This is a genomic window from Salinigranum rubrum, from assembly GCF_002906575.1.
In the GTDB taxonomy this organism is placed as follows: Archaea; Halobacteriota; Halobacteria; order Halobacteriales; family Haloferacaceae; genus Salinigranum; species Salinigranum rubrum.
On the sequence record NZ_CP026309.1, the window covers coordinates 2,320,541 to 2,345,774 of the forward strand.

35 protein-coding genes, 2 tRNA genes and 1 pseudogene are annotated in these 25,234 nt (G+C 67.4%); 15 read left to right on the forward strand and 23 right to left on the reverse strand.

Annotation, left to right across the window (positions count from 1 at the left end; all coding sequences use genetic code 11):
- The first annotated feature begins 128 nt into the window (after window positions 1-128).
- Entirely contained in the window at window positions 129-836 is a 708-nt protein-coding gene (locus C2R22_RS11350) for a DUF4013 domain-containing protein (protein ID WP_103425857.1), read from the forward strand.
- Window positions 837-950: 114 nt separating this feature from the next.
- Window positions 951-1,646: a DUF4013 domain-containing protein gene (locus C2R22_RS11355; protein ID WP_103425858.1), complete on the forward strand. Its 696-nt coding sequence runs from the start codon at window positions 951-953 to the stop codon at window positions 1,644-1,646.
- 21 nt (window positions 1,647-1,667) lie between these two features.
- Here C2R22_RS11355 and C2R22_RS11360 read toward each other — a convergent pair whose 3' ends face one another.
- Window positions 1,668-2,405 (reverse strand): helix-turn-helix domain-containing protein, encoded by a 738-nt coding sequence (locus tag C2R22_RS11360; RefSeq protein WP_103425859.1) that lies wholly within the window; start codon window positions 2,403-2,405, stop codon window positions 1,668-1,670.
- A gap of 87 nt (window positions 2,406-2,492) precedes the next feature.
- On the opposite strand from C2R22_RS11360, the gene C2R22_RS11365 reads away from it, so the two are divergent.
- Both C2R22_RS11365 and C2R22_RS11370 read left to right on the forward strand, forming a co-directional pair.
- Window positions 2,493-2,690 (forward strand): hypothetical protein, encoded by a 198-nt coding sequence (locus C2R22_RS11365; RefSeq protein WP_103425860.1) that lies wholly within the window; start codon window positions 2,493-2,495, stop codon window positions 2,688-2,690.
- 109 nt (window positions 2,691-2,799) lie between these two features.
- Complete coding sequence (locus C2R22_RS11370) at window positions 2,800-3,870, forward strand: mRNA surveillance protein pelota (RefSeq protein WP_103425861.1); 1,071 nt, start codon at window positions 2,800-2,802, stop codon at window positions 3,868-3,870.
- Between the two features lie 126 nt (window positions 3,871-3,996).
- Here the strand turns inward: C2R22_RS11370 and C2R22_RS11375 are convergent, their stop codons facing one another.
- Window positions 3,997-4,542 (reverse strand): iron transporter, encoded by a 546-nt coding sequence (locus C2R22_RS11375; RefSeq protein ID WP_103425862.1) that lies wholly within the window; start codon window positions 4,540-4,542, stop codon window positions 3,997-3,999.
- A 175-nt stretch (window positions 4,543-4,717) separates the two neighbouring features.
- Between C2R22_RS11375 and C2R22_RS11380 the strand changes: the two genes are divergently transcribed.
- Both C2R22_RS11380 and C2R22_RS11385 read left to right on the forward strand, forming a co-directional pair.
- Window positions 4,718-5,164 carry a hypothetical protein gene (locus C2R22_RS11380; RefSeq protein ID WP_245902742.1) on the forward strand — a complete coding sequence of 149 codons (447 nt, stop codon included), beginning with the start codon at window positions 4,718-4,720 and terminating at the stop codon, window positions 5,162-5,164.
- 61 nt (window positions 5,165-5,225) lie between these two features.
- Entirely contained in the window at window positions 5,226-5,411 is a 186-nt protein-coding gene (locus C2R22_RS11385) for a hypothetical protein (RefSeq protein ID WP_103425863.1), read from the forward strand.
- 9 nt (window positions 5,412-5,420) lie between these two features.
- Here C2R22_RS11385 and C2R22_RS11390 read toward each other — a convergent pair whose 3' ends face one another.
- Window positions 5,421-6,410, reverse strand: a complete 990-nt coding sequence (locus tag C2R22_RS11390; protein WP_103425864.1) for an ornithine cyclodeaminase family protein — start codon at window positions 6,408-6,410, stop codon at window positions 5,421-5,423.
- A gap of 154 nt (window positions 6,411-6,564) precedes the next feature.
- Window positions 6,565-6,813: a hypothetical protein gene (locus C2R22_RS11395; protein ID WP_103425865.1), complete on the reverse strand. Its 249-nt coding sequence runs from the start codon at window positions 6,811-6,813 to the stop codon at window positions 6,565-6,567.
- A gap of 287 nt (window positions 6,814-7,100) precedes the next feature.
- On the opposite strand from C2R22_RS11395, the pseudogene C2R22_RS11400 reads away from it, so the two are divergent.
- Together C2R22_RS11400 and C2R22_RS27450 are read left to right on the forward strand one after the other, a co-directional pair.
- Window positions 7,101-7,985: pseudogene (locus tag C2R22_RS11400) on the forward strand (MFS transporter); the annotation flags it as partial.
- A gap of 91 nt (window positions 7,986-8,076) precedes the next feature.
- Complete coding sequence (locus tag C2R22_RS27450; RefSeq protein ID WP_394342392.1) at window positions 8,077-8,433, forward strand: hypothetical protein; 357 nt, start codon at window positions 8,077-8,079, stop codon at window positions 8,431-8,433.
- An 8-nt stretch (window positions 8,434-8,441) separates the two neighbouring features.
- On the opposite strand, the gene C2R22_RS11405 is transcribed toward C2R22_RS27450, so the two are convergent.
- Together C2R22_RS11405 and C2R22_RS11410 are read right to left on the reverse strand one after the other, a co-directional pair.
- Window positions 8,442-8,834, reverse strand: a complete 393-nt coding sequence (locus tag C2R22_RS11405) for a hypothetical protein (RefSeq protein ID WP_103425866.1) — start codon at window positions 8,832-8,834, stop codon at window positions 8,442-8,444.
- A 48-nt stretch (window positions 8,835-8,882) separates the two neighbouring features.
- Entirely contained in the window at window positions 8,883-9,389 is a 507-nt protein-coding gene (locus C2R22_RS11410) for a hypothetical protein (protein ID WP_103425867.1), read from the reverse strand.
- 108 nt (window positions 9,390-9,497) lie between these two features.
- Between C2R22_RS11410 and C2R22_RS11415 the strand changes: the two genes are divergently transcribed.
- From C2R22_RS11415 to C2R22_RS11425, 3 genes are read left to right on the forward strand one after another with little or no spacing between them, the layout of a single operon-like run.
- Entirely contained in the window at window positions 9,498-10,049 is a 552-nt protein-coding gene (locus C2R22_RS11415; protein ID WP_103425868.1) for a hypothetical protein, read from the forward strand.
- Window positions 10,050-10,097: 48 nt separating this feature from the next.
- Window positions 10,098-10,505 (forward strand): nuclear transport factor 2 family protein, encoded by a 408-nt coding sequence (locus C2R22_RS11420; RefSeq protein WP_103425869.1) that lies wholly within the window; start codon window positions 10,098-10,100, stop codon window positions 10,503-10,505.
- On the forward strand, window positions 10,505-10,747 hold the full coding sequence (locus tag C2R22_RS11425; RefSeq protein ID WP_103425870.1) for a hypothetical protein: 243 nt from the start codon (window positions 10,505-10,507) through the stop codon (window positions 10,745-10,747). The genes C2R22_RS11420 and C2R22_RS11425 overlap by 1 nt, the downstream gene beginning before the upstream one ends.
- Before the next feature lie 212 nt (window positions 10,748-10,959).
- Here the strand turns inward: C2R22_RS11425 and C2R22_RS11430 are convergent, their stop codons facing one another.
- Window positions 10,960-11,922, reverse strand: coding sequence for a zinc-dependent metalloprotease (locus tag C2R22_RS11430; protein WP_103425871.1), 963 nt, complete (start codon window positions 11,920-11,922; stop codon window positions 10,960-10,962).
- Window positions 11,923-12,061: 139 nt separating this feature from the next.
- Between C2R22_RS11430 and C2R22_RS11435 the strand changes: the two genes are divergently transcribed.
- Window positions 12,062-12,874 (forward strand): VOC family protein, encoded by an 813-nt coding sequence (locus C2R22_RS11435; RefSeq protein WP_103425872.1) that lies wholly within the window; start codon window positions 12,062-12,064, stop codon window positions 12,872-12,874.
- Between the two features lie 5 nt (window positions 12,875-12,879).
- On the opposite strand, the gene C2R22_RS11440 is transcribed toward C2R22_RS11435, so the two are convergent.
- The 15 genes from C2R22_RS11440 to moaA all read right to left on the reverse strand — a co-directional run bounded on the left by C2R22_RS11440 (window position 12,880) and on the right by moaA (window position 20,839).
- On the reverse strand, window positions 12,880-13,161 hold the full coding sequence (locus C2R22_RS11440) for a DUF3303 domain-containing protein (protein ID WP_103425873.1): 282 nt from the start codon (window positions 13,159-13,161) through the stop codon (window positions 12,880-12,882).
- A 328-nt stretch (window positions 13,162-13,489) separates the two neighbouring features.
- The gene (rpsB, locus tag C2R22_RS11445) at window positions 13,490-14,323 is read right to left on the reverse strand and encodes a 30S ribosomal protein S2 (RefSeq protein WP_103425874.1); all 834 of its coding nucleotides are present in this window, start codon (window positions 14,321-14,323) and stop codon (window positions 13,490-13,492) included.
- Between the two features lie 3 nt (window positions 14,324-14,326).
- Window positions 14,327-15,526 (reverse strand): phosphopyruvate hydratase, encoded by a 1,200-nt coding sequence (eno, locus tag C2R22_RS11450; RefSeq protein WP_103425875.1) that lies wholly within the window; start codon window positions 15,524-15,526, stop codon window positions 14,327-14,329.
- Window positions 15,527-15,559: 33 nt separating this feature from the next.
- On the reverse strand, window positions 15,560-15,736 hold the full coding sequence (locus tag C2R22_RS11455; RefSeq protein ID WP_103425876.1) for a DNA-directed RNA polymerase subunit K: 177 nt from the start codon (window positions 15,734-15,736) through the stop codon (window positions 15,560-15,562).
- Window positions 15,733-15,924 (reverse strand): DNA-directed RNA polymerase subunit N, encoded by a 192-nt coding sequence (locus tag C2R22_RS11460; protein WP_103425877.1) that lies wholly within the window; start codon window positions 15,922-15,924, stop codon window positions 15,733-15,735. The genes C2R22_RS11455 and C2R22_RS11460 overlap by 4 nt, the downstream gene beginning before the upstream one ends.
- Window positions 15,925-15,935: 11 nt before the next feature.
- The gene (locus C2R22_RS11465) at window positions 15,936-16,334 is read right to left on the reverse strand and encodes a 30S ribosomal protein S9 (RefSeq protein WP_103425878.1); all 399 of its coding nucleotides are present in this window, start codon (window positions 16,332-16,334) and stop codon (window positions 15,936-15,938) included.
- Window positions 16,328-16,765, reverse strand: a complete 438-nt coding sequence (locus tag C2R22_RS11470) for a 50S ribosomal protein L13 (protein ID WP_103425879.1) — start codon at window positions 16,763-16,765, stop codon at window positions 16,328-16,330. Before C2R22_RS11470 ends, C2R22_RS11465 begins: the two co-directional genes overlap by 7 nt.
- Window positions 16,762-17,112 carry a 50S ribosomal protein L18e gene (locus tag C2R22_RS11475; RefSeq protein WP_103425880.1) on the reverse strand — a complete coding sequence of 117 codons (351 nt, stop codon included), beginning with the start codon at window positions 17,110-17,112 and terminating at the stop codon, window positions 16,762-16,764. The genes C2R22_RS11470 and C2R22_RS11475 overlap by 4 nt, the downstream gene beginning before the upstream one ends.
- Before the next feature lie 30 nt (window positions 17,113-17,142).
- A tRNA-Leu gene (locus C2R22_RS11480) sits at window positions 17,143-17,227 on the reverse strand.
- Window positions 17,228-17,358: 131 nt separating this feature from the next.
- A complete protein-coding gene (locus C2R22_RS11485; protein ID WP_103425881.1) occupies window positions 17,359-18,111 on the reverse strand; it encodes a DNA-directed RNA polymerase subunit D in 753 nt (250 codons plus the stop codon).
- A gap of 1 nt (window position 18,112) precedes the next feature.
- The gene (locus tag C2R22_RS11490) at window positions 18,113-18,502 is read right to left on the reverse strand and encodes a 30S ribosomal protein S11 (RefSeq protein WP_103425882.1); all 390 of its coding nucleotides are present in this window, start codon (window positions 18,500-18,502) and stop codon (window positions 18,113-18,115) included.
- Between the two features lie 4 nt (window positions 18,503-18,506).
- Window positions 18,507-19,034, reverse strand: coding sequence for a 30S ribosomal protein S4 (locus tag C2R22_RS11495; RefSeq protein ID WP_103425883.1), 528 nt, complete (start codon window positions 19,032-19,034; stop codon window positions 18,507-18,509).
- Window positions 19,031-19,549 (reverse strand): 30S ribosomal protein S13, encoded by a 519-nt coding sequence (locus C2R22_RS11500; protein ID WP_103425884.1) that lies wholly within the window; start codon window positions 19,547-19,549, stop codon window positions 19,031-19,033. Before C2R22_RS11500 ends, C2R22_RS11495 begins: the two co-directional genes overlap by 4 nt.
- Window positions 19,550-19,564: 15 nt before the next feature.
- Window positions 19,565-19,649 (reverse strand) — tRNA-Ser (locus C2R22_RS11505).
- Between the two features lie 179 nt (window positions 19,650-19,828).
- Window positions 19,829-20,839, reverse strand: a complete 1,011-nt coding sequence (gene moaA / locus C2R22_RS11510) for a GTP 3',8-cyclase MoaA (RefSeq protein WP_103425885.1) — start codon at window positions 20,837-20,839, stop codon at window positions 19,829-19,831.
- 253 nt (window positions 20,840-21,092) lie between these two features.
- Here moaA and C2R22_RS11515 point away from each other — a divergent pair, with 253 nt between their 5' ends.
- The 3 genes from C2R22_RS11515 to C2R22_RS11525 all read left to right on the forward strand — a co-directional run bounded on the left by C2R22_RS11515 (window position 21,093) and on the right by C2R22_RS11525 (window position 23,444).
- Complete coding sequence (locus tag C2R22_RS11515; protein WP_103425886.1) at window positions 21,093-22,124, forward strand: Mrp/NBP35 family ATP-binding protein; 1,032 nt, start codon at window positions 21,093-21,095, stop codon at window positions 22,122-22,124.
- Entirely contained in the window at window positions 22,121-22,351 is a 231-nt protein-coding gene (locus C2R22_RS11520) for a hypothetical protein (protein ID WP_103425887.1), read from the forward strand. The genes C2R22_RS11515 and C2R22_RS11520 overlap by 4 nt, the downstream gene beginning before the upstream one ends.
- 457 nt (window positions 22,352-22,808) lie before the next feature.
- On the forward strand, window positions 22,809-23,444 hold the full coding sequence (locus tag C2R22_RS11525; RefSeq protein WP_103425888.1) for a uracil-DNA glycosylase: 636 nt from the start codon (window positions 22,809-22,811) through the stop codon (window positions 23,442-23,444).
- 214 nt (window positions 23,445-23,658) lie between these two features.
- Here the strand turns inward: C2R22_RS11525 and C2R22_RS11530 are convergent, their stop codons facing one another.
- Window positions 23,659-25,098, reverse strand: a complete 1,440-nt coding sequence (locus C2R22_RS11530) for an ABC transporter substrate-binding protein (protein ID WP_109745695.1) — start codon at window positions 25,096-25,098, stop codon at window positions 23,659-23,661.
- Window positions 25,099-25,234 lie beyond the last annotated feature (136 nt).

Here is a 25,234-nt window from a genome sequence, read left to right on the forward strand (position 1 = left end):
TCCCATAACGTTCTGTTTATCCGGCGGAAGGGAGGCCATACATAATACCTCAGATAGCGTGGGTGTTGCAGAGCAACTGCAGGCTACAGCGACCGGTTCGCCCGTGGCGGCAGGCTCGGTGACAACTCATGATCGAAGAATCACTCCGATATCTACGCAGCAGCGAAGAGTGGATCAAGACCGTCCTCATCGGGGGCGTACTGACCCTCTTCGGTATCCTCATCATCCCCCTGTTCATCGTGGTGGGCTACTACGTCCGCGTTCTCCGCGGTACGATGCACGACGAGAGCGAGCCGCCGGTGTTCGACGACTGGGGCGAGATGCTCATGGATGGGCTGAAGGGCTTCGCCATCTACCTCGTCTACGGGCTCATCCCCGGCATCATCGGCGCGGTCATCGCGTTCGTCGGTGTCGGCGGCGCCGTCGCCGGTAACTCGGGCGCTGCGGGCGTCGTCGGCGGACTGGTCGCCCTCGTGGGCTTCCTCGTCGCGCTCGTCCTCGGTCTCGCGGCGGCGTACGTCGTGCCGGCCGCGCTCGCGAACTTCGTCGAGAAGGACGACGTGATGGCCGGGTTCGCCTTCGGCGAGATCCGTGACGTCATCACGACCAAGGCGTACGCGATGGGCTGGCTGACGGCGTTCGCGCTGCTCCTGGGTGCGGGTATCCTCACCTCCGTCCTGAGCATCGTCCCCATCATCGGGACCGTCATCGGCGTCTTCGTGACGTTCTACGCGGCGGTCGCGGCGTTCTACGTCATCGGCCACACCTGGGCCGACGTCCACCCCGTCGACCTCCACGAGGAGGACGAGATGCCCGGCCAGCAGCCTGCCATCTGAGCCGCTACGGCTGACTCGCCCCCAGATCGAAGTGCCCTCCCTCCCGTTTTTGCCCCGACGAGCGGAGCGTGCTACACACAAGAACTAACTCCGCGCCCGGACACCGGGCGGGTGATGCTCTCCGATGCACTGTCGTTCCCCCGTGGAGGCGACGACTGGCTGTCGACCCTCCTCGTCGGTGGTATCCTGACCGTCCTCTCGTTCCTGATCCTCCCCGCGTTCGTCCTGCAGGGGTATCTCGTCCGGGTGCTCGACCACGCCGCCCGTGGCGAACACACCCCGCCGTCGTTCACCCAGTGGGGATCGCTCCTCGTCGACGGGCTGAAGATGTTCGTCGTGAACCTCGTCTACGGACTCGTCGTGCTGATTCCGCTCGCCCTGCTCCTCGGAGGCCTGTTCATCGTCGTCCCCGGCGAACCGGTTCCGATGGAGCCGGGGGCGACCCCCTCGCCGCCGTCGGGCGGTGCGGGTGGACTCGTCGTCCTCGTCCTCCTCGTCGTGGTCGTCGCCGTCACCGGCCTCCTGCTCGCGTATCTCCTCCCGGCGGCGCTGGCGAACTTCGCCATCGAGGGGAACCTCGGCGCGGCGTTCGCCCTGCGGACCATCGCGTCGGGGGCGTTCACGGGCGACTACGCCGTCGCGTGGCTGCTCGCGCTCGTCGTCGGCATCGTGGGGGGTCTCGTCGGCTCCGCGCTCTCGGCGGTCGTCGTCGGGTTCTTCGTCCTCTTCTACGTCCAGGTGATCTTGTACTACCTCGTGGGACGGGGGTTCGCCGCCGGCCTGTCGAAGAAGCGGTGGGCCGAGCCCTGACCGTGTTCGACGACGACGCCCTCAGTCGAACCTCGTGCCGAGCAGAGCGGCCTCGGCCTTCCGCAGGTGCTCGTGGACGGTCGAACTGCTCAGCCCCAGCGCCGTCGCGATCGCGCTCACGTCCGTCTCGCGCGGGTGTTCGTAGTAGCCGTTCGCCCGGGCGTAGCGAAACACCTCGCGCTGTCGGCTCGACAGGCGGTCGAGCGGCAGTGGCGGGCGCTCGCTCGCCCGTATCCCGCGCGTGATGCTGGTCACAGCGATGGTCGCGTCCCACCCCGCACGCACCTCGTCGAGGAGCCGCTCGACCGTCTCCCGATCGTGCTGCGTGAGCAGCGTCCAGTGCTCCGTGTCGTCCCTGGCGTCCACCGCCTCGGCGGGGACGAAGCCGCGGTCGGTGAACGCCTCGCTGATCTGCGTGGTCCCGTCGTGATCGACGAGGAGTTCACGGGTCGCGTTGCCCGCCTGAAGCCGACCGTGCGTCTGCCCGCGTCCGCGGTGGTCACGAGTCATACTGGCGACGTCGAACACGGCCGACGCCGAACGGATGGCCGAGACGCCGTCGTCGAGTGCGGACGTCGTGTCCCCATAGAGGGTGAACAGCGTGGTCGCACAGCCGTCAGTTCGGGTGAAGACGCCGTAGCTGAGGAGGCCGACCGCTGCCTGCCGCGTGGTCTGGAGGACCCAGCAGTCGGGATGCCACACCTCCAGCGTGAGCCGAAGGGCGTCCGCCGTCGAGGGCGGCGCGTCGCATGCGCGCATGCGTGTCCGTGGTGTGCACGGGCCATAACCGCACCCCCTGCTGTGTCCGGGAGCGGTCCGGCCCCGTCTATAGCAGGTCGTTCCCTGATGCTCGTCGCCCCCGTCGTGCGAGACGTGACGCTTTACGACCTCGATCCGTTCGATTCGTCCGACGGGAGTCGCGCCCGAGTCGGTGGAGACGACGCCTGTGACCACCCGCACGGGGACCGCGTGTATCTCGGCCAGATGGGGACCGCCGCGTTCTTCACCTGCCCCGTCTGCGACGGGGTGCTCGTCGAGTGGTGAGGGCGTCCGACCGCGAGTCGGGCGGACGACCGCGCCAGGGGGCCGTTCCGAGCGTCGGCTCGGTCGACGGATTCAAAAGACACGTAATCCCCGCCCGCGGAGAACGGATATGCGCATCGTGAGCCGGGGTCGCGGCGAGGAGGGACGCGAGCGGATGACGCTCGTCCCCGAGAACGTCGACGACCTCTGGCACCTCTCGTACGTGCTCGAACCGGGCGACCTCGTCTCGGGCGACACCACCCGACGCATCCAGCGCAACGACGAACAGATGCGGGACACGGGCGGCGAGCGCGAACACCTCCACGTCACCCTGTCGGTGGAGGACGTCGAGTTCGCCCGCTTCGCCAACCGGCTCCGCGTGGGGGGCGAAATCGTCGGCTGCTCCCGCGAGGACCAACTCGGCCACCATCACACGCTGAACGTCGAGGAGCGCTCCGAGATCACGGTCGAGAAACGCTTCAAGCCCGATCAGGTCGACAGAATCGAAGCGGCCGAACAGGCGACCGAGAACCCCGACGTCGCCATCGTCACCGTCGAGGAGGGCGAAGCGTACATCCACACCGTCGCCCAGTACGGTACCGAGGAGTACGCCTCGTTCACCCGGCCGACCGGAAAGGGCGACTACGCCCGTCCCCGAACCGAGTTGTTCGACGAGGTGGGGAAGGCGCTGTCGCACTTGGACGTCGACGCGGTCATCCTCGCCGGCCCGGGTTTCACGAAGAACGACGCCCGCGACTACATCTCGAACGAATACCCGGACGCGACCGAGAAGATAATCAAGACGGTCGACACCTCGGGCGTGGGCGACCGGGGCGTCCACGAGGTGCTCAAACGCGGCGCCGTCGACGACGTGCAGGAGCAGACGCGCATCGCCGAGGAGTCGCGGCTCATCGACGACCTGATGGACGGTATCGCCGAGGGGGCTAAAATCGCGTACGGCATCGAGGAGACGGCCGAGGCCGCCGAGTTCGGCGCGGTCGAACACCTGCTCGTCCTCGATTCGCGGCTGAGAGACGAACGCCAGGGCGAGGGCGACTGGGACGTCGACGTGAACGACGTCATCGAGACGGTCGAACAGAAGGGCGGCGACGTGACCGTCTTCTCGGCCGAGTTCGCCCCCGGCCAGCAGTTGAAGAACCTCGGCGGCATCGCGGCGCTGTTGCGGTATCGGCTCCAGTGAGCCGAAGCGCACGGACCCACGTCGCCGAGTGAGTCGGTGGGAACGGGTCCGACGCCACGACACGACGCTGCCGGCGGTGGGGACGCTACCGATAGCGGTGTGCCGGACGGCGCGTCAGTCGACCGGTCAGTCCTGCCCGGTCTCGACGTCGATTTCCTCGAAGGTGACTTCGACGGTTTCGCCGTACCGGTCGCCGTTCTGCTCGTCGTGACGGTGGAACTCGGGCGGTTCGACCGTCACGTGCATGTCGTAGGTTCCCGACTCCGGGACCTCGACGTTCGACCCGTAGTGATAGACGCCGGGGTGCCACAGGAACGAGAGGTCGAAGGGACCGAACTCCTCGCCCGCTCGTTCGAGCGAGACCGTGACGCCGCAGTGTGGGACGAACCGGTGGTCCTCGCGGTCGGCGACGACGACTTCGAGATGACAGTTCTCCTCGTCGGGTTCGTCGAGTTCGAACTCCCCTTCGTCGACGAGTCGGTACATCGGTTCGGCCTCCTCCTGTGCGTAGCCGACGACGTAGTCCCCCGCAGCCGTCGTCCCCCCGTCGTTGGCGACGGTCGTGGCCATGTACGTGACCGATGTCAGGTAGGCTTCTCCCTCGGTTCGGGACTGCTGAAGCTGGTTCTCGTCGACCTCGTCGCTCCGCTGCTTCTCTGGATTGTCGGGCATCGAGTACGTCTCACGACCCGCCACGCAAATCTCGACTGCTTGTAACGGCAACCGCCGCGTCGGGAGGGTCGTCGCAGCACACGCTCTCTGTCGAGCACGGACCCGTCAGAACCGGATACGAGCCACCAACGCGACCGGCAGTAACCGTTTACTCCCTCGAAGCCCGAGTACGACCGTGGCTGGGGGACCGAAACGGACGCTGATCGAGCGGGTCGACCGCTTCCTCGACTACACGTTCTTCGCCGCGATGGAGGTGAACGTGCTGGTGATTCCCGTGCTGTGGCTGCTTCTGGTCGCGGCACACCCCGTCGAGGTCTCCCTCTCCGCGATGACGACGCTCGCGGCCGCCTCGGTGGTCGTTGGGACCCTCCGGGGCGGCTACGTCGACGTGGGTTGGTGGCCGAAACCCGGACATCTCGGGACGCTCCCGGTTCGTGCGGCGTACTACGGTGTCGTCGTCGGGATGGCGACGTACGTCGGCGTGCAGGCCCAGTTGGCGACGGGGTCGCCGTGGCCCGGTGTCGGCGTCCCGGTCGTCGTGTCGGTACTCGTCCTCCTCCCGTTCCCGTGGCTCCTCTCGCGGTTCGAGCGCCTGGCGAAGACCCGGCCCGCGTGGGCGTGATACCGTGAGAGCCCGCCGACGCGGACAAGGGTTACGTGGCCCGGGTGTGTCACGACCGCGTATGTCACGTGCCCTCCACCCTGTCGTCCGAGCGGTCGCGTACGTCGTCGCCGCCACCGTGTTAGCGGTCGTCGTGGGGACGCTCCGATCCGGGAGCCTCGGCGGGGGGCTCGGTCTCGGATTCGCCGTCGCCGTGGGCGTCTCGCTCGGTCTCTGCGGGTTCGAACTGTGGAACCGCTATCGGTAGCACGCCGGGTCAGAACGCCTCGCTCGCGGGCGAGAAGTCGACCGTGGTCCCGAGTCCCTTCTCGCTGGCGCGTTCGTACAGCAGGTACGCGGCGGCGACAGTCTCGATGCCCGTCCCGCCGGAGTCGAAGACGGTTATCTCCTCCTCGGTAGTGCGCCCCTCCTCGCTGCCGGCGACGACCTCGCCCAGTTCGGCGTGGATGTGCGACTCGTCGACGACGCCCTCCTCCATCGCGAGGAGGAACGATCCCGCATCGGTGGTCGCCCGCTTGCGGAGGTCCGGGACGTACGTCGCCCGTTCGATGGTCCGCGCGTCGAGTTCGCGCTTCTCGGCGTGGTACTGACCCATCGCAGTGACGTGGGTGCCGGCATCGAGTTCGTCGCCGTCGAACACCGGTTCGCTCGCGGTGGTCGCCGTGACCACGATGTCGGCGTCCTCGACAGCCGCGGAGGGGGAGGCGACGGCCGCGACGCTCGCGTCGAGTTCGCGGTCCATCTCGCCCGCGAACTTCTCTCGGTGTTCCTTCGTGGGCGAGTAGACCCACGCGGTGTCGAGGTCGCGGACGGTCGCGAGCGCGCGGAGTTGGCCCCGAGCCTGTGCGCCGCTGCCGATGAGCGCGACGGAGTTGGCGTCCTCGCGAGCCAGCGCGTCCGCGCCGACCGCTCCGGCGGCCCCCGTCTTGTAGGGGTTCATGTGGGCCCCGTCGAGGACGGCGAGCAGCTCGCCCGACTCCGAATCGAACAGCGGGGTGACGAACCAGGCGTCGCGCGCGCCGAAGCCGGCGCTGTACATGTAACCGCCCATCGCGCCCGTCTCGGGCAGCACCGCCCCGTACGTGGTGAGCATTCCCGGCGGGTCGTCGGGGAGGAACTTCGTCCGCGGCTCCGCGGGCGCCCCCTCGCCGCGCTGACGGTATCCTTCGCGGACCGCGTCGACGTACTCGTCGGGCGTCGCGAGTCCGGCCAGTTCGTCGCTCGAGAGGAACAGCGTCTCGGTCATATCCGTCGAGAGGGTGTCGAGCGGCAAAACCGTGGGGGATGAGGCGACCGCTCGTCGGTGTGGGTGCACGAGCGGAAGGAGGACGGCGAGACAGAGCGGAGTAGGAAAGCGAGCGAGAAAGAGAAGGAGAGAGAAAGACGTGCTGGGTACCGTCTCAGGCCTGCTCGGGGAGCGGGGCGTTGGCGTCCGCGGGGTCCGTCGACGTCTGCGTCGGCGGCGTGACCGTCTCCGTCGGGGCGGCGGGTCCGTTGACGAACAGCGCGTGGCCGACGACGAGCCCCGACACGCCGGCACCGAGCGGAACGGCCGTCGTCAGCTCCAGACCTACGACGACCAAGGCGGCCGTGAGTCCGAGGAGGGTCAGCGGAATGATACCGAGCACGTAGTCGTAATATCCAGCCATAATACAACTCATACTATGTTTGCACCCCATATAATTCTTTGCCATGGCCCACCGGTAGGAATTTTATATTTCTTGTGTGTGTTTTTCATAAGTTATAGGAATATATCGCCCTCAGCGGACGGTAGAACGCCGAGCGGGAGGAATCGAGTGTTCTACCCTCTCGTCGACAGGTGCGTATCCTGACACCGTCTGCGCAGACCCGAAGGGGTAAATCACCCGGCGCTCTGCACTCACGTGTGAATCGGAACGACCGCTCTATCGTCGCGCTGGTGAGCCTCGCCCACGGGATGGTCCACACCTACGAGCTGTCGATTCCGATCTTCGTCTCCATCTGGCTCGTCGAGTTCTCGGCGGTCGACCTCGGCTTCACGCAGGTCGGCGTCACGACGGCGACGCTCGGCGTCGTCGTCACGGCCGGATACGGACTGTTCGGCGCGGGCGCGCTCCCGAGCGGCGTCCTCGTCGACCGCGTGGGGTCGCGGCGGCTCATCCGCGTCTGTCTCTTCGGCATGGCCGCGTCGTTCCTCCTCTTGGCGATGGCTCCCGGACTCGTCGCCGTGACCGTCGCCCTCCTCGTCTGGGGGCTCGCGGCGTCGGTCTACCACCCCGCGGGGCTGGCCCTCCTGTCGAAAGGCGTCGAAGAGCGCGGGACGGGCTTCGCGTACCACGGTATCGCCGGAAACATCGGACAAGGCGGTGGCCCGCTCGCGACGACGCTCCTGCTCCTCTTTTTCGACTGGACGGTCGTCGCGGCGCTTCTGGCCGTCCCCGCGCTCGTCGCGGGGCTGTACGCCTCGCGCGCGGAGTTCGACGAGACGGCGGCGGTCGCCACGACGGACGGCGGTGAGCGTTCCGATGGAACGCGAGCCTCGTCAGCACCCTCTGACGGCGGTGAGCGTTCCGACGACGACTCCGGCGAGGAAGCGGCCGCCGACGGCGGGTCGAAGGCGTCGTCCGGCGTCGACTCCTTCGCGGAGTTCCGCTCGGAGTCGCTGCGCCTCTTCACCGGCGGGTTCGTTCTCGTGTTCGTCGTCGCGCTCTGTTCTGGACTCTACTACCGGGGCTTCCTGACGTTCCTCCCCGGCGTTCTGGAGTCGGTGCCCGGCTTCGAGCCGTTCCCGCTCTCGACGGTGCTTCCGGCCGATATCGCCCGGGCCATCGGCGGGGGGGTCACAGCTCGTCCGCCCCGAGCGGTACTTCTACGCCGGCCTCCTCGTCGTCGGCGTCTTCGGCCAGTACGCCGGCGGGAAGCTCTCGGATCGGATCGAGGTCGAAAAGGGCATCGTCGTCGGCTTCGGGACGCTCGCGCTCCTCGCACTCGTCTTCTTCCCCGTCGCGTCCGTGGGTATCGCTCCCCTCGTCGCCCTCGGCGCGCTCATCGGTTTCTTCCTCTTCTTCGTCCAGCCGTTCTACCAGGCGACCGTCGCGGAGTACACCCCGGCGAACGCCCGCGGCCTCTCGTACGGCTACACCTACCTCGGCGTGTTCGGCGTCGGGGCGCTCGGCGGGACCGTCGCGGGCGTCGTCCTCACGTACGCCGCGCCCGCCGAACTGTTCGTTGTCCTCGCGGCCATCGCCGTCGTCGCGTCCGGGCTCGGACTGTATCTCGTCCGTCGCTAGGGTGGCTCTCAGTTCCCATCCGGCTCCTCGTCGAGTTCCGTCTCCACCTGTCGCCAGCGGCCGTACGTCGGGTCACGCCGGAGGGAGGCGAGGAGCGCGACGGCCTCGTCGTCCGTGCCGTCGAGTCGGGTCTCCGTCGTGAGCGACGGGTCGAGGCGAAGTTCCACCTTTGAGTCCGAATCCGCATCCGAGTCCGAGTCCGAATCCGAGTCGGCGTCAGCCACGGGGTCACACCACTCGAAGCCGCCCGCATTACGCGTCGAGTTCACACCCGTCTCGGATGGGGGCTCGGCGGCGTCCGTGGCCTTCGAAGGGGAACGGTCCGCGTCGACCGTGGCCCCCCACACGAAGCCGTGTTCCTCGTCGACGGCCTCGTCCCGTGCGTTGCTGTCTGACGACACCCTCGCCTCACCCCGAGTCCCGGTCCGTCGTGCTGTCTCTCACGTGGCTCACCGGTAGTGTTTGAACAGGACCGCCCGGACGTCGTCCTTCGTCCGCGCGCGCTCCGTCCCGCCGTCGGGCAGGTCGACCTCGTACTTCTCCTCGCCGCCGCTGGCCTCGCGCCACACGTCGTCGTTGTCGTCGAGCAGGCTCATCACCGAACTCAGTCGCGCGTCGCCTTCCGAGTCGTCCCCCGACGGAGTCGCTGTCGCGTCCGCCGTCTCGTCGTCGGCGTCTCCGTCGTCCGTCGCCTCCACGCTCGTCGGCGGCCCGCCGTTTCTGACCTGGAACTCGGCGTCGGCGTTCTGGTCGCTCCCGTCGTCGTCCGACGACGCAGTTTCGGACGCCGGCAGTTCGACGCTCACGTCCGTGTCCGACTCCGCCTCGAACCGGTCGAGCAGGTATTCGAGGGCGTCACGCGGCCTGACGTGGCCGTACGCGACGTCCTCGGCGAGATGCGCCCGGACGCGGTCGAGTCGCTCGCGCTGGTCGTCCGTGACCGAGATGTCTGGCATAGAGACACGTTCTCGTCGTCCGATATGAATCTCCCCCCGCCGTTCTCGGCGTTGATGCTGTGAGCCGTGACCGACACGCTAACGTGTGTACTGTCGCTACACCTACCCATGCGCGTCCGTGATTGGAAGGACATTCTCGCCGAGGTTTCGTCGGAGTCGACCGACCCGTCGGGCTGGCGTGCGGTCGCCGGCCAGCGGCGCGAGGGCGTGGGTGAGGACCTCTACTTCGGCCACCCGTCGAGAGGCGTCTACCACCTCAAGACGTACGCGAAGAACCCCTACGAACTGAAGGGCGTCGGCACGCAGGTCGCGCGGAAGGTCGACGGCGACATCGACCCGCTCTTGCCCTCGAACGAGGACCAGGGCCGGTTCGCCGTTCAGCAACCGCCGGACGACGAAGAGCACGCGAAGACGATGGGTACCCGGCTCCAGGAGACGCTCCGGGTCCACAGCGAGGCGCCGACGTCGCCCGAGGACTTCTTCGAGGACCTCATGGAGGCCATCGAGAGCCCGGCGTTCGGCCCGATGGAGTACGAGTTCACCGGTCGGCCCGACCGCCTCGACGACCTCTCGTCGACGTTCGAGGAGAGCGAGGAACTGCTCGAAGCCGAACTCGAAGACCTGATCGACGACGACGACATCGGACGCGGGTTCGCCTAGTTGCCCCCGTCCATCGGTTTCAAATCCCTCCGCTCCCTTCCGACGCGTATGAGCGCTCGGGAGACCGTCCTCGACTACTACGAGGCACTCCGTCGTGGGGAGCCGCTGGAGGCGTACTTCGCGGAGCGGCCGGACGTCGTCAAGGTGGGTGTGTTCTCACGAACCGTCGGGTTCGACGCGATTGCCGAAGCCCTCCGCGAACAGACCCGAACGACGGAGGCGTGGACCGTCGAGAGCCAGGACCTCCGCGTGGAAGAGCCCCAGGGAGACGAACCGGGATGGTTCACCGACCGGGTGGACCTCGCGTGGCGCGACACGGAGCGGGAGACGTCGTACGCGTTCGAGACGCGGTGGAGCGGCGTGCTCGAACCCCGCGGTGACGGTGACGCCCGCGAGTGGGTGTTCGCCACCATGCACGTCTCCGCACCCCACCAGCCCGCGACGGACGCCCGATAATGGTCGGTCCGAGCATCACCGACGACGAGCGACGGGTCGCGAACACCCGGCTCCAGGTCGGCTTCGTCGTCCTCGTCGGCATCTCGGCTGGGCTCGTCGCGATACAGGGCGGCGCCACGCCCCTTCAGATCGGTGCCGCGGTCGTCGCGGGGCTCGTCCTCGGCGGCGTTTTGCTCTACTGGCTCCGGCGCTGGTCGGCGCAGTTCCGCCGCGAGACCAACCGACGTCGACCGCGTCGCTGACAGGTTCGATTCACTATCGAGGGAAAGATGTCGGAAGGCTCGCCGTCACCTCGGCGAACCGTCCTGAAACCCCCCGTATCGATCTCGTGACGCTGCCGGGAGTCACAGCCCGAGGCGCTGGCGTACTCGGAGAGGGAACGAGCGACGAGTCCGTCCTCGATGTGGGTGATGAGTCTGAGGTCGACGACGAGTCGGAGGCGTTCTGCGAGGCGCTACGGGTCGACGCGGCGGAGCCACCGGGAGGGGTCGTCGAGTTCGGCGCTGGTCGGGAGGTTCTCGGGGCGGTCCCACACCCGGCTGGCGGCCCCGACGCCACGAGCATCGGCGACCACGCGGAAGAATCGGGCACCGCGCTCGTACTGTCGGCGCTTCAGACCGAGGCCGAGGAGCCGACGGACCAGTCGGGCGAGCGGGCCGCCGCCCTGTCTCCGGGCGTCGAGTTTGGCGCGAAGGTCCGCGTACTCGTCGTCGAACGCCCGGTCCATCAGGAGTTCGGCGTAGCCCTCCACGGCGGTCATCGCCACGTCGAGGTCCGAGAACGCCTCCCGGTCGAGATCGCCCGCGGCGAGGGCGTCGAGACCGCGTTCCATCCGGCTCTCGAGGTGCCCGGAGAGCCACGGCGCGGCGCCGAACTCGGCGGCGTGGGCCACCTCGTGGAACGCGATCCACCGGCGGAAGCGAGGGTAGTCGACGTCTAAGAGTTCCGAAACGCGGACGATGTTCGGGTGGACGAAATAGAGGCCGTGGTCCTCGTCGCCGTCGGCGAGGAGGAGCGGGTCGTACTGCCCGAGGACGTGCTTCGCGAGGAACGAGAGGACGAACGCCATCGTCCCGGTGTTGACGACGCGGGTCACCCCGGGCAGGACCGTCGTTCCGTGCTCCTCGATGGGGCGCATCACCCGCTCGAACGTCTCGATGTTGGCGTCGATCCAGTGGTGACGGTTCTGAATCTCGATGGTCGGGGGGACCTCGAACTCGACTTCGCCGACCGAGCGAAGTCGTCGTCGGGCGTCCCGCACGTCGGTGGCGTACCCCTCGCGCTCCGCCGGTGTCAGAGAGAGCGACCCCGGTTCGACGGAGGCCTGCGCCGCCTCGGCGACCGCGTCCCAATCGATCGCTCCGGAGCCGTCGCCGGTGGACTCGGCGACCGCCCGGACGCTCCGGTACAGGTTCATACCACACAGTGGGTGAGGTACCGACAAAACCCTTCGGACCGGCAAGCGCGGGGTCCGAAGGGACGTACTGCCCTGTTCTGCCGGCGACGGTCCCGAACGGAGACGCGTGGCTTTTGTCCGCCGGCGTCGACCCACCCGTATGCAACTCGACCACGTCGCCTTCGGGTGGGACGACCTCACGCCGGTCCGTGACGCGCTCGACCACGTCGGCCTCCCGTTCGACCACGGCGGGACGCACGCCGACGGGACGACACACATGGCGCTGACGGGGTTCGCGGACGGCTCGTACCTCGAATACATCGCCCCGACCGAGGGAACCGACCCCGTCGACGCGGGCTTTTGGCCCGAGGCGCTCGCCGCGAGGGCGGGACCGGCCGCGTGGTGTGTACGGGTGGAGGATATCGTCCGCGAGGCCAAGCGCGCCATCGACGCGGGATTCTGCATCGAAGGCCCCATCCACGGCAGCCGGGACCGCCCCGACGGCCGCCGCGTCGAGTGGGACCAGGTGTTCGAACGCGTCGATTCGCCGGACCGGTGGCTCCTGCCGTTTCCCATCGTCGACCGGACTCCCCGTCACTGGCGCGTCGCGGAAACAGCGGACGTGACCGCGCTCACCGGACTGGATACGGTCGTCCTCGGCGTCAGGAGCACCGACGACGCGGCGGCGCTGTTCGACCGCCGCTATCGGACGGCCGGGCCGACGCCCATCGACACCGGCGCCGTCGACGGCGACGCGAGCGTCGTCCCCGGCGCGCCTGTCGCGTTCGTCCCGGCGAGCGAGTCACGACTCGACGGCCTCGGCGCGCGCCCCGTCGCCGTCCTTCTCGGGACCGACGACCTCGGTGCGGCGCGCACGGCGTACGAACTCACGCCGACCGTCGAGTGGGGCGGCCGTCGCCTGGCGTGGTTCGACCACGACCTCCTCAGGGGGCGCGTCGGCATCGTCGAGTGACGCTGTCACTCGCGCTCGGTCGCCGAACTCACCGCCTCCGCCGTCGCCGCGCCCTCCGTGACCGGAACCACCTCGAACTCGACCAAGTCCCGCCACGCGACCACCCACTCCTGGACGAGGGCGACGTCGTCGCACTCGACGAGTTGGAAACACCGACCGAGGTCGGCTGAGACCCAGCTCCCCAGGTATTCGAGTTCGTCGGGCATCCTCCGGCCCTCGCTGTCGAGCCGACGGTACACCGCTTCGGCGTCCCCTTCGCGGAATCGCTCGATGATCATGAACAGCATCGGGAGCAGGTTCGCCGGCCGCGACGAAAACTGCTCGTGGACGGGACCGAGTTCGGTCGACCGTCGACCGCTCGCCGGAACAATCTGAGTACGACTGTGACTCCGTCCGGGGGCACGCCGAGACGATTCGTGGCGTGTTCGCGGAGTGCTCCGTCCACGACGAGGAGGAGAAGTAGTCGAGGTGTGGAACGTCACGAACTCGATGGCGCTGGCTCAGCAGCGAGGACCGTTGGAGTAGCTCGGACGGCGTTCGTCGAATCCGACCCACGGCGTCGGCTCTCGGCGTCGGACGGTCGGGAAACGAAGGCGCTGTGCGAAAACTCTCGCGCTAGACTTCCTCGAACTCGTCGAGGGCGTACACCTGATCGGTGCCGCGGCGGTCGAGCGTCTCGTTGGCGAGCAGCCAGTACACCACGCTCAGGGCGCGTCGACCCTTGTTGTTCGTCGGGACGACGAGGTCGACGTTCGACGTCTGGTTGTTCGAGTCACACATCGCGATGACCGGGATACCGACGGTGATTGCCTCCTTCACCGCCTGAGCGTCGCCGATGGGGTCGGTCACCACGACGACGTCCGGTTCGATGTACCCGGCGTAGTCCGGGTTGGTCAGCGTCCCCGGGATGAATCTCCCGGTGCGAGCGCGGGCACCGACGGCGTCGGCGAACTTCTTCGCCGGGAACCGCCCGTACTGCCGGGACGAGGTGACCAGGATCTGCTCGGGCGCGTAGTTCGCGAGGAAGTCCGCGGCCGTCCGGATCCGAGAGTCGGTCTGGCTCACGTCGAGGACGTAGAGGCCGTCGTCGCGGACGCGGTGGATGAACCGCTCCATGTCCTTCGTCTTCTGCTGGGTACCGATGTGGACCCCAGCGGAGAGGTAGTCCTCGACCGGGATGAGGAGGTCGGCCTCCTCGTCCGGCATGACGTCCTCGTCGAAGGTCGGCGCGTCGTCGGCCTCCTCGGCGTCGGGTTCCGCGACCTCGACGTCCGCCTCGGTCGCCGGGGCGGCCTCGTCGGCCGCGGCTGTCTCTTCGACCTCGGCCTCCTCGCTGGGGGCCTCGGCGGCTTCTTCGGTGTCGTTTTCGGCCTCGGTCTCGACGTCGGGGGCCTCGGCGGCCTCCTCCTCGTCGACGACCTCGACCGCGTCGTTGTCGTTGTCGCTCATTCGTTAGACTGCGTCGTCCGCGATTCTGATGAGTTCGTTCAGCTTGGCGGTTCGCTCGCCCTGCACCGTGCCGGTCTTGATGAACGGCGCGTCGGTGGCGACGGCGAGGTGTGCGATGGTGGTGTCCTCGGTCTCGCCCGAGCGGTGGGAGATGACCGAGTCGTACCCGTGCTCGGTCGCGAGTTCGATGGCGTCGAACGCGTCGGTCAAGGAGCCGATCTGGTTCGGCTTGATGAGGATGGAGTTGCCGGCGCCGGCGTCGATGCCATCCTGGAGACGCGACGTGTTCGTGACGAACAGGTCGTCGCCGCAGATGAGCGTCCGGTCGCCCACCTCGTCGGTGAGTTCGGCGAAGCCCTCGTAGTCGTTCTCGTCGAGGGGGTCCTCGACGTAGGCGAGGTCGTACTCGTCGACCATCTCGGCGATGTAGGCGATCATCTCCGCCGTCGATTTGACCTCGTCGCCGAAGTCGTAGCCCTCCTCGGAGTGGAGTTCGCTCGCGGCGACGTCGAGGCCGAACTTGATCTCGAAGCCGAGGTCGTCCGCGACGTCCTCGACGGCCTCTTCCATCACCTCGAACGCCTCCGCGTCGGAGATGGGTGGCGCCCACGCGCCCTCGTCTCCCTTCGCGGCGGGGACGTCCCGCTCGTCGAGGAGTTCGGAGGCGCGGCCGTGGACCTTCGCGTTGGCGAAGACGGCCTCCGCGACGGAGGGTGCACCGACGGGTGCGGCGAGGAACTCTTGGATGTGAGTCGCCTCCTTGGCGTGCTCGCCGCCCCCGATGACGTTGCCGAGGGGGATGGGGAAGTTGTCGCCGCGGAACGCTCCTCCGAGGTGCTGGTACAGCGGCAGACCGAGGGTGTCGGCCCCGGCTTTCGCCGCGGCCATCGAGATGGCGACTGCCGAGTTCGCGCCGATTTCGGAGAAGTTCTCCGTGCCGTCGGCGGCCCGAAGCGTCGTGTCGACCGCGCGCTGGTCGCCGGTGTGTACCTCGCCCTCCAGTCGGGGAATGGCCAGTCGGCGGGCGGCCGCGATGGCCTCCGAGGGCGGAAGCTCGATAGCCTCGTACTCGCCGGTACTCGCCCCCGAGGGGGCGGCGGCACGGCCGAACCCGCCGGATTCGGTGAGGACGTCGGCCTCGACGGTCGGGTTTCCACGCGAGTCGAGCACACGGCGGAGCGAGACGGAGCTGATGAGCGTCATGCGTCACCTCCACCTGCGATGGGCAGCGTCATGTCAGTTGCCCTCCCGTTTGACGGTGAACGGCAGCACGCCCGCGTCGTACTCCTCGGCGGCGATGAGGATGGGCTCGGACTGCTCGGAATCGATGAGCACCGGCGCGCCGTACGACACTTGCAGGGCTCTCGCGCCCAGGATGCGTGCCTTCTCGTAGCGGTTGTAGCGCTGTTTCATTGGTAGGGAGCCACCACGTCGACGAGGTCCTTGTGCGAGACGATCATCCGACGGCAGCAGTGGCGGGTGACCCCGAGGTCGTCGAGGACCTCGGCGGGGTCTTCGCCCGCCTCCGTGCGTCGCTTGAAGTCGTCCCAGTGCTCACCCACGACGTTGCCGCACGTGAAGCACCGGACGGGAATCATCATGGTTCGGTCACCTAGCGGTAGGACTTCTGGTAGCGTGCTCGTGCGCCCGGTCCGCCCCACTTCTTGGGCTCGGACTGGCGGACGTCGTTCACCAGCAGCGAGCGGTCGAACTCCATGAACGCGTCGCGGAGTTCGGCGTCGTTGAGGTGCTGGACGATACCGCGCGCGATGGCGGTGCGGACGGCGTCGGCCTGTCCGCTCACGCCCCCGCCCGAAACGGAGATGTCGAGGTCGACCTGCGAACGGAGGTCGTCGCCGGCGATGCGGAACGGCTCCAGCATCTTCAGGCGGGCCATCTCCGGTTCGACCAGTTCGACCGGTCGGGAGTTGATGCGCACGCGACCCTCGCCGTCCCTGACCGTAGCACGGGCGACGGCCGTCTTCTTCTTGCCAGACGTGTTGGTTACCATGTGACGTTAGCCCCCAGATTCTCGCTCACTTCGCCGAGCGAGATGAACTTGATGTTCGACAGGCGGTCCAGCGACGTCCCTTCGAGCACTTCGCCCTCGTCGTCGTACGGGTTGCCGACGTAGATGCGGACGCGTTCGAGCGCCTCGCGGCCGCGCGGCTTCTTGTACGGGAGCATGCCGCGGACGGCGCGCTTGAAGATGCGGTCGGGACGCTTCGGGTAGTACGGCCCCCGGTCGGAGCCGACGTCGACGCGCTTGCGGTAGACGCTCATGACGTCCTCTTCGGAGCCGGTGATGACCGCGTCTTCGGCGTTGACGACGGCGACCGACTCGCCGGCGAGCGCCTTCTGTGCAACCTCGCTGGCGACGCGACCGAGGATACAGTCGCGGGCGTCGACGACGACGTCCGCGTCGAACTCGGCCACGCTCATCGAATCACCCGTACGTTCGACCCGTCGGGGTTCTGTTCGGCTAGCTGTTCCAGCGTCACGGCGTCGCCGACCCGCTCGATCTTCGTGCGAGCGGTCGACGAGAAGTCGACGGCGGCGACGGTGACGTTCTTCTGCAGCACACCACTGCCCAGCACCTTGCCGGGGACGACGACGGTCTCGTCCTCGCGGGCGTACCGTTCGATGCGTCCGAGGTTTACCTCTGCGTGGGTGCGCCGTGGCTTCTCTAAGCGGTCGGCGACGTCGGCCCAGACGTTGGCGCCGGAGTCGCGCGAGACCGCCTTCAGCTCGGCGATGAGACTTGCGAGTCTCGGATTCGTCTTACTCATGGTCTGTAATCGGGGAGAGAAATCGGAGGATGCAGGGAGCAGGATTCGAACCTGCGGACCCCTATGGGACAGCGCCCTGAACGCTGCGCCGTTGGCCAGACTTGGCTATCCCTGCGTGCATACTCCGCTACTGCGTGCCCCTTGAAACCGCTTTCGATTGGAACCTCGGGCCGCTCTGCTGGCCAGGCGGGCGAGCGAGCCGTCGTGGGTGTGGGGTTTCGGGGGCGCATCTGTGCTGTCCTGTGGTTAGATCGCGACCTTCTCTTCGAGTTCGGCCGCGCGCGATTCGATGGAGTCGACCGCGCGCGTCACCAGTTCCTCGACGCTGAACGACCCGTCCGTCTCCACGTGGAAGACGAACGCGCCCGGAACGTCGTGGACCTCGACTTCCTTGCCGGGGTAGCGGTTCGTGAGGTCGTTGTCGAACTCCTCTGTCGGGACGAGTTCGCCCTCGTCCTCGATGACGCCGCGCAGGATGTTGGGCTCCTGCTCGTCGAACTCGGCGTCGGGGTCGTCACCGACGACCTCCACGCGCTGGAGGTGTCGGTAGCCGACGGCCACGCCGCCCTGCTGTTTGGCGTGGCTCTTCCCCGTTTCGAGGACCGCGTCGGCTTCGAGTTCGAGCCGCTGTCCGTTCTTGAGTTCGATGATGGGGACGTTCCGGTCCGCGGGTTCGACGAGCGCATCCGACGTCTCGATGTCGCCGGAGTACGCCGTCGCCGGGCCTTCGACGTCGAGCGCCAGCGTGACGCTCTCTCCGACCTCGAAGTCGTCGAGCGGCGTCGTCAGCGGGACCAGCCCCAGACGGAGGCCGATCATCTCGTCGAACATCACCGAGGAGTTCTCCACGAACCGCACGTCGTCGATGGAGAACGTCGGGACGTCGGCGATCATCGCCCGGCGGATGCCGTTGGCGAACGCCGGCGTCAGTCCGCGCGCGACGAAGCGCGCCTTCCGGTCGGAGCGTTCGATGAACTCGACTTCGAAATTGGCTGTCATCTTAGAACCGTCGGTTCTTGGGCGCTCGGGTGCCGTCGTGCGGCAGCGGCGTGACGTCCTCGATACGACCGATTTCGATGCCGGCGCGGGCGAGCGCGCGGATGGCCGCCTGCGCGCCGGGACCGGGCGACTTCGTCCGGTTGCCGCCGGGTCCGCGGATGCGGACGTGCAGCTTCGTGATGCCCGCCGCCTTCACTTCCTCGGCGATGGCGTCGGCCATCTGCATGGCGGCGTACGGCGACGCTTCGTCGCGGTTCTGCTTCACGACCGACCCGCCAGAGGACTTGGCGACGGTTTCGGCGCCGGTCTGGTCGGTGACGGTCATCAGCGTGTTGTTGAACGACGCGTGAATGTGGGCGATGCCCCAGCGGTCTTCGTCTGATTCACTCATGGTGTTACTCCTGTGCCTCCGCCCGGGCCGGGTGAAGGTCGTCGTCGAGCGGGCTGTTCGCGTCGAAGGCGACGAGGTCCGCCTCGTCGACCTCGACCTTCCGCGACGGCACCGTGACGCGGGCGCCGTCGACCGTGATGTGGCCGTGGGTGACGAACTGACGCGCCTGGTTCGGCGTGTTCGCCAGCCCCTTGCGGTAGACGACGGTCTGCAGACGCCGTTCGAGCAGGTCCGTGACGTCCAGACTGAGCACCTGAGAGAGGTCGTCCTCCTCGGAGAGGATGCCGAGTCGGCGAAGCCGGTTCAGGAACTCCGCACCGGCGACCTCTGCGTCCTCGACGTCGCCCTGTGCCTCACCGAGGAGGCGTCGGGCCTCGCGACGGATGTCACGAAGCTGCGACTGGGCGCGCCAGAGCTCCTCCTTGTTCTTCAGGCCGTAGTCGCCGAGCAGACCTCCCTCCTGGGCGATGCGCTCGCCCTGGAACGGGTGGTTCGGCGTCTCGTAGAACTTGGTGTTCTTGCCGGTCGTCATTCGTCTTCACCCGCTGCTTCCTCAGCCATGTCCTCCTTGATCGCTTCGACGTTGACACCGATGGTGCCCTCGGAGCGACCGGTGGACTTCGTTCGCTGTCCGCGGACCTTCTGCCCGCGCTTGTGGCGCACCCCTTTGTAGCAGTTGATCATCTTCATCCGGTTGATGTCGTGGGTGCGCTTCTGACCGAGGTCCGAGCCGACGATGTGGCTCGTCTCCCCGGTGTAGAAGTCGCGCTGGCGGTTCGCCATCCACGCCGGGATGTGGTCTTCGAGGCTCTCGACGACCTCTATCACGGCGTCGATGTCGTCGTCGTCGAGGCGGCCGAACGTCGCCATTCGGTCGACGTCGGCCGCGTCGGCGACGATTCGCGCTGTACGCTTGCCGATTCCGTCCATGTCGGACAGGCTTCGCTCGACGCTCTTCGTCCCGTCGAGGTCGGTCTGACCGATTCTGACGAAGTACCGAAGGTCGTCGTCTTCGGCAGAGTCGTCCTGTGGTTCTTCTGCACTCATGACTAATTTGGTGAGCGTTGCGGCGGGGATTCGAACCCCGGAGGCTTGACGCCACAGAGTTAGCAACCCTGCGCCTTGGGCCAGGCTTGGCTACCGCAACCCGCGTTCTGATTCACTGTCGCCCATACCGGCGGACTCGGGACCCGGTGCCCCTACAGTGTGTGCAGTCGATACAACTCGAAGAGCGCACTTAAACGTCACGAAAGGCTCGCCGCGTGCAGGAGGTCGACACGGCCGTCACGCCGGGTGATCGGGCGGCTCGGAGAAGAGCGAACGGGTTCAGTCGTCCGCCGTGACCGGGTCGAGGTCGACGCCCAGGTACTCGTCGTTGACGACCCACTCGCCGTCGTCCTTGACGAGGTACTCGCCGTAGTAGGGCACTCGGTTGGCGACCGTGGCCTCGAACGCCTCGCGGATCTCCGCGCGGGTCATCTCGCCCATCGGTCGGAGGTCGTCGTTGCGGTTGAGACACCCCTTGAGGTATCCCTCGTGCGTGACGCGCACGCGGTGGCAGTTCGCGCAGAACGACTCGTTCTCGACGGGGTCGACGATCTCGACCATGCCGCCGTCGGACCCGTCCGACGCGGCATCGCTGTTAACGAAGTAGCGCCGGCGGCCGTGCATCTCGCGGCGCTCGACGCGGTCGGCGATGTCGGCGAGCCAGGTGTGGACGCGGTCGATGTCGATGTTCCACTCGGGCTTGCCCGTGAGTTCGGGCATGTACTCGATGAGCTGGAGCTGGAGCCCCTCGTTCTCGGCGACGTGCTCGACCATCTCCTCGACGTAGCCCGCGGTGTGTTCGAAGACGACCATGTTCAGCTTCACCGGCGTGAGGCCGGCGTCGACGGCGGCCCGGACGCCCTCCATCACTTTGTCGTACGCGCCCGACTTCGTGATCTCGGCGAACGCCTGGGGGTCGAGCGCGTCCTGGGAGACGTTCACCCGCGCCAGCCCCGCCTCCTTCAGCGCCTCGGCCCGCCCGGGGAGGAAGGTCCCGTTGGTGGTGAGGGAGGTCTCCATCGAGTCGGGGGTCCGCCGGATGATCTCTTCGAGGTCCTGCCGGAGCATGGGCTCGCCCCCGGTGAACTTCACCTTGCGGACGTCGTACTCCTCGACGACTTCGAGGAAGCGCACGACGTCGTCGGTCGACATCTCGCTGTCTCCCGGCTCCATCGGGCCGCGCGTGTCGCCCAGCCCCTCGTTGTGACAGTAGACGCAGTCGAAGTTACACCGGTCCGTCAGCGAGACCCGGACCCCTGTCACCTCCCGACCGAAGTCGTCCTCGAGCATATGGGAGAGTCGTGGGTGTGTGGAGTCTTAACTTGCCGGGTCAATTCGGGGCGAGCGTAACCGGTTGTCATTACATCCTGCGGACGAACGTGACCGTACGTAATGTCGTGTCCGACATAACGGTGGTCGTCGAGTCGGCGGGGAGTTCGACGGTCGGTTCCCAAGAGGCTCTCGGCGTGACCATCGGCGCAGTGGCGGTGTCGCACACTCACCCTTCACAACCCTTATTCGCCGCACAGACGGAAGACACCGCATGGACGAAGCGGACGTACGCGAGCTGTTGGCAGGGGTCGACGACCCGGCACTCGGTGACGACATCGTCTCGCTGGGACTCGTCAACGCCGTCGAACTGGACGGCGAGACCGCCCGCGTGTCGCTCGCGCTCGGGGCGCCGTACTCGCCACAGGAGTCGGCCATCGCCCGGCGTGTTCGGGAAGTACTGGCCGACGCAGGCCTCGACGCGGACCTGACGGCGAAACTCCCCGACCAGTCGGGCGACGAGGTGCTCCCCGGCGTGAAGAACATCGTCGCCGTCGCGTCGGGGAAGGGCGGCGTGGGCAAGTCGACCATCGCCGTCAACCTCGCGGCCGGCCTCTCGAAGCTCGGCGCTCGCGTCGGCCTGTTCGACGCCGACGTCTACGGCCCGAACGTGCCGCGGATGGTCGACGCGGACGAACACCCCCAGGCCACCTCACAGGAGACCATCGTCCCGCCGGAGAAGTTCGGGATGAAGCTCATGAGCATGGCCTTCCTCGTCGGCGAGGACGACCCCGTCATCTGGCGCGGCCCGATGGTCCACAAGGTCCTGACACAACTGGTCGAGGACGTCGAGTGGGGCGCGCTGGACTACATGGTGCTCGACCTCCCGCCGGGGACCGGCGACACGCAGCTCACCATCCTTCAGACGCTCCCCCTCACCGGAGCCGTCATCGTCACCACGCCCCAGGAGGTCGCGCTCGACGACGCACGGAAGGGGCTGCGGATGTTCGGCAAGCACGACACCAACGTGCTGGGCATCGTCGAGAACATGGCCGGCTTCCGCTGTCCGGACTGCGGAACCCTCCACGACGTCTTCGGTGCCGGTGGTGGCCGCGCCTTCGCCGACGAGAACGAACTCCCCTTCCTCGGGTCGGTCCCCCTCGACCCCGCCGTCAGGGAGGGCGGTGACAGCGGGAAGCCGATGGTCTTAGCAGAGGGGAACGAAACCGCCGACGCGCTCCGGGTGATGACCGAGAACGTCGCGAACAACGTCGGCATCGTCCACCGACGGCGCGTCTCGCGATGAGTTCACCCGCCGGGGACGAGTTCGGACCGGACCCCGAACGGATGCGACTCCTCCGCGAGATGGCCGACGACCTCCGGGGTGAGTCGTCGGAGAGCCAGCAACTCGCCGCCGTGCTCTACCGCGTGAGCGACCTCTACGACGAGGCGGAGGAGACGACGCCCGAGGAGATTTACCGGAACATCCGCTTCATCCTCGAAGTGAAGGAGCGAGGCGGTCTGGGCCGCTAGCTGACAGGGGTCGACCCGCGAACCACTTTCACCGGCTGCTCCGCGTCGCTCTCGCTGCCCGTGGTCGATTCGAGCGCTCTCGTCGTGGAGTCGCCCTGTTTTACTTTCACTCCGTACCCATCGACGACAGACGGGAGAGCGACGGTGCGGTGAACCGCAGCCTCGTTCCTCCGCAACCGGTGTCTCCACGGGCGACCGGAGGGAACCGAACGAACGGCTCGGAGCAACGCTGTTGCGCCGGTGGATGAGGAACGCAGGACACGAGCAAAGCGAGTGTCGAGTACCGCAATCGGCTGGGGAGGGCGTGGCTTCACCGCGCCCGTGTGTCGCGCGGTCTGCCGAGTCCACTGATCTCCCCCCGTCGTGGCTCCCCGCCCACTCGCTCACACGGACTCACCGCACTGAACACCCCCGACGAGACCCCGGAGGTTTTCCCCGCTCGTCCCGACACCCCACTGTGGACGCAGAACAAGACCGCCTCCGGAACCCCTTCAACATGGACGAAGCGTGTACGAACTGCGACGCGTTACCCGAGACGCGGACGCAGGTCGTCCACGGCTACGGCGACGTGGGCGCGGAGTTCCTCTTCGTCGGCGACTCCCCCTCCCGGGCGGCCGACCGCACGGGCGTCCCCTTCACGGGTGACGGGGTCGGCGAGCGACTCCAGGGCATCCTCGGCGAACTGGGCTTCTCGCGGTCGCCGCCCGACGCGACCGAACCCGACCTCCAGAACGTCTTTCTCACCTACCTGGCGCGGTGTCGCCACCCCGACCGACCCGCCACCGAGGCCGAGGTGACGAACTGCGACCCGTTCCTGACGGCCGAGATTCGGATGATAAACCCCCACATCATCGTGCCCGTCGGGGAACGGGCGCTCCGAACCCTCGCCGTGGAGTACACCACCCGCCCGCCCGAGAGCTTCGACATCGAGGCGGCGCACGCGACGACCATCCGCGGGAGAGGGTTCGAGTTGGTCCCGATGCGGTCCCTGGAGTCCCAGACCGACGCCGACACCGACGCGTTCGTCGAACACGTCGTCGAGAACGTCTTCGGGCGCGACTACCGCCAGACGAAGGGACGACGGAGTCGCTGAGTCGAGGCCGAAGAGACCGCCGACGGCCCGCGCCCGCACCGACGGGCCACCGCGCCGACCGTGACTCACACTCGACGACACGGACCCGTCGGGAAGCGAGCAGCGTACTCCCTCTGTCGAACTGACGACCCTCACGTTCGAACGACGTGCCCGCGGTGTCGCGATGCATCTGTTCGCCGGTGAAAAAACGGAGAAGTCGAAGTCGTACGCGGGCTCAGTTGCCGCCGCCCGAGAGCGCGCTCTCGATGACCGACGAGTACGACGACTCGCCGATGTTGAACGCGACCTGCGTCATGACCTCGCCGTCGAAGCTGTCCTCGAACACGCTGGAGAACCGGTTCGATAGCTGCTGGCCGTAGTCGTTGTTGACGTACAGCGTCGACACCGAGGAGGCACCGAGGCGCTCGGCCATGACCTGCGCCATCACACGACCCTGCAGGCGGTCCGAGGGTGCGGTCCGGAAGATGAAGTCGTTGTCCTCCAGATTCGTCACCGACAGCGCCGTCGACGAGGGCGAGCAGCCGACGATTTCGTTCGGGATGGCGACCTGCTGGGAGAACGGGACGTTCACGCCAGAGGAGGCGGTGCCACAGACGAACGGGACGCCGGCGCTGGCGAGCGACTGACCGGCCGCGACGCCCGCGCTGGGTGAGGTCTGCGTGTCCTCGACCTGGGCGCTCACGGAGAGGCCGGCCGGGTTGCTCTCGTTGACGAGCGTCCCCGGGATCTGTGCGGCCTGAATCATCGGCTGGCCGGTCGACGCGAGGTCACCCGTCTCCGGCAGGAGGATTCCGAGCGAGACCTCCCGGTCGCTGCCGCCGGGGCCGCTGTCGGCCGACGGGCCGCTCCCGTCGGGGTTCTGCCCGGAGAACGACTGGGTTTCGAGGGTGGTCGTCGACTGCGACTCGACGCCCTCGAACTCCCAGATGGCGTACGCCGCCGAGGCGGGGTCGCCGTTCTGGTCGAAGTTCGTCGCCGAGGAGGCACCCTGGTAGTTGATGTCGTCGCCGTTCGCCGCGGCTTCGACGCCCTCGACGAAGTTCTGCGGGCCGACCTCCATCCCACCGGGGTTGGCGATGCGGCGCATCTGGTCCTTGACGGCGGGACCGCTGTTCTCGCCCGCTGCCGCGTTGGCGAGGATGCCGATGGCCGCGGAGTCGAACGACTGCGACGTGAACACGCCGGGCGCGGAGCCGTACTGCTCTTCGAAGAGGCTGGTGAACGCTTCCTGATTCGGGCCGCCGGCGGCCGGGGCCGTCCCGGTGACGTTCTCCATCGGATTACCCACCTGTGCGGGGAGCGCCCCGTCGCGGAGACCGTCGGGGATGAGGATGGCGTGGCTCCCGTCAGTCTGGCTGTAGTAGTCGCGGAACAGTTGGATACCGGACTCCGGATAGCCGATGATGACGAGGCCGTCGGGACCGCTCATACTCCCGCTCGAACTGGTGCCCTCGCTCTCGGTCTCGGTCATCTCCGAACCACCGCTCTCGGTCTCGGTCATCTCCGAACCGCCGGATTCGGTGCTTTCACCGCCGGACTCGCCACCGGATTCGCCGCCACCGTTTCCGCCCCCACCGATACAGCCGGCGAGACCAGCAACACCGGCTGCGCCGGCTCCTTTCAGGAACTTACGTCGGTCGATATCACGGACCATATTCCGTCGATAGGTACAGCCGCTTATAAATCTACCCTTGTGAACTGAACACATATGTCTACTCCGTTGTGTCCTTTATGATTTATTCGACGTTTTTCGCGGATGAATGAATATATCGCGGTCGGATAGGAACGCT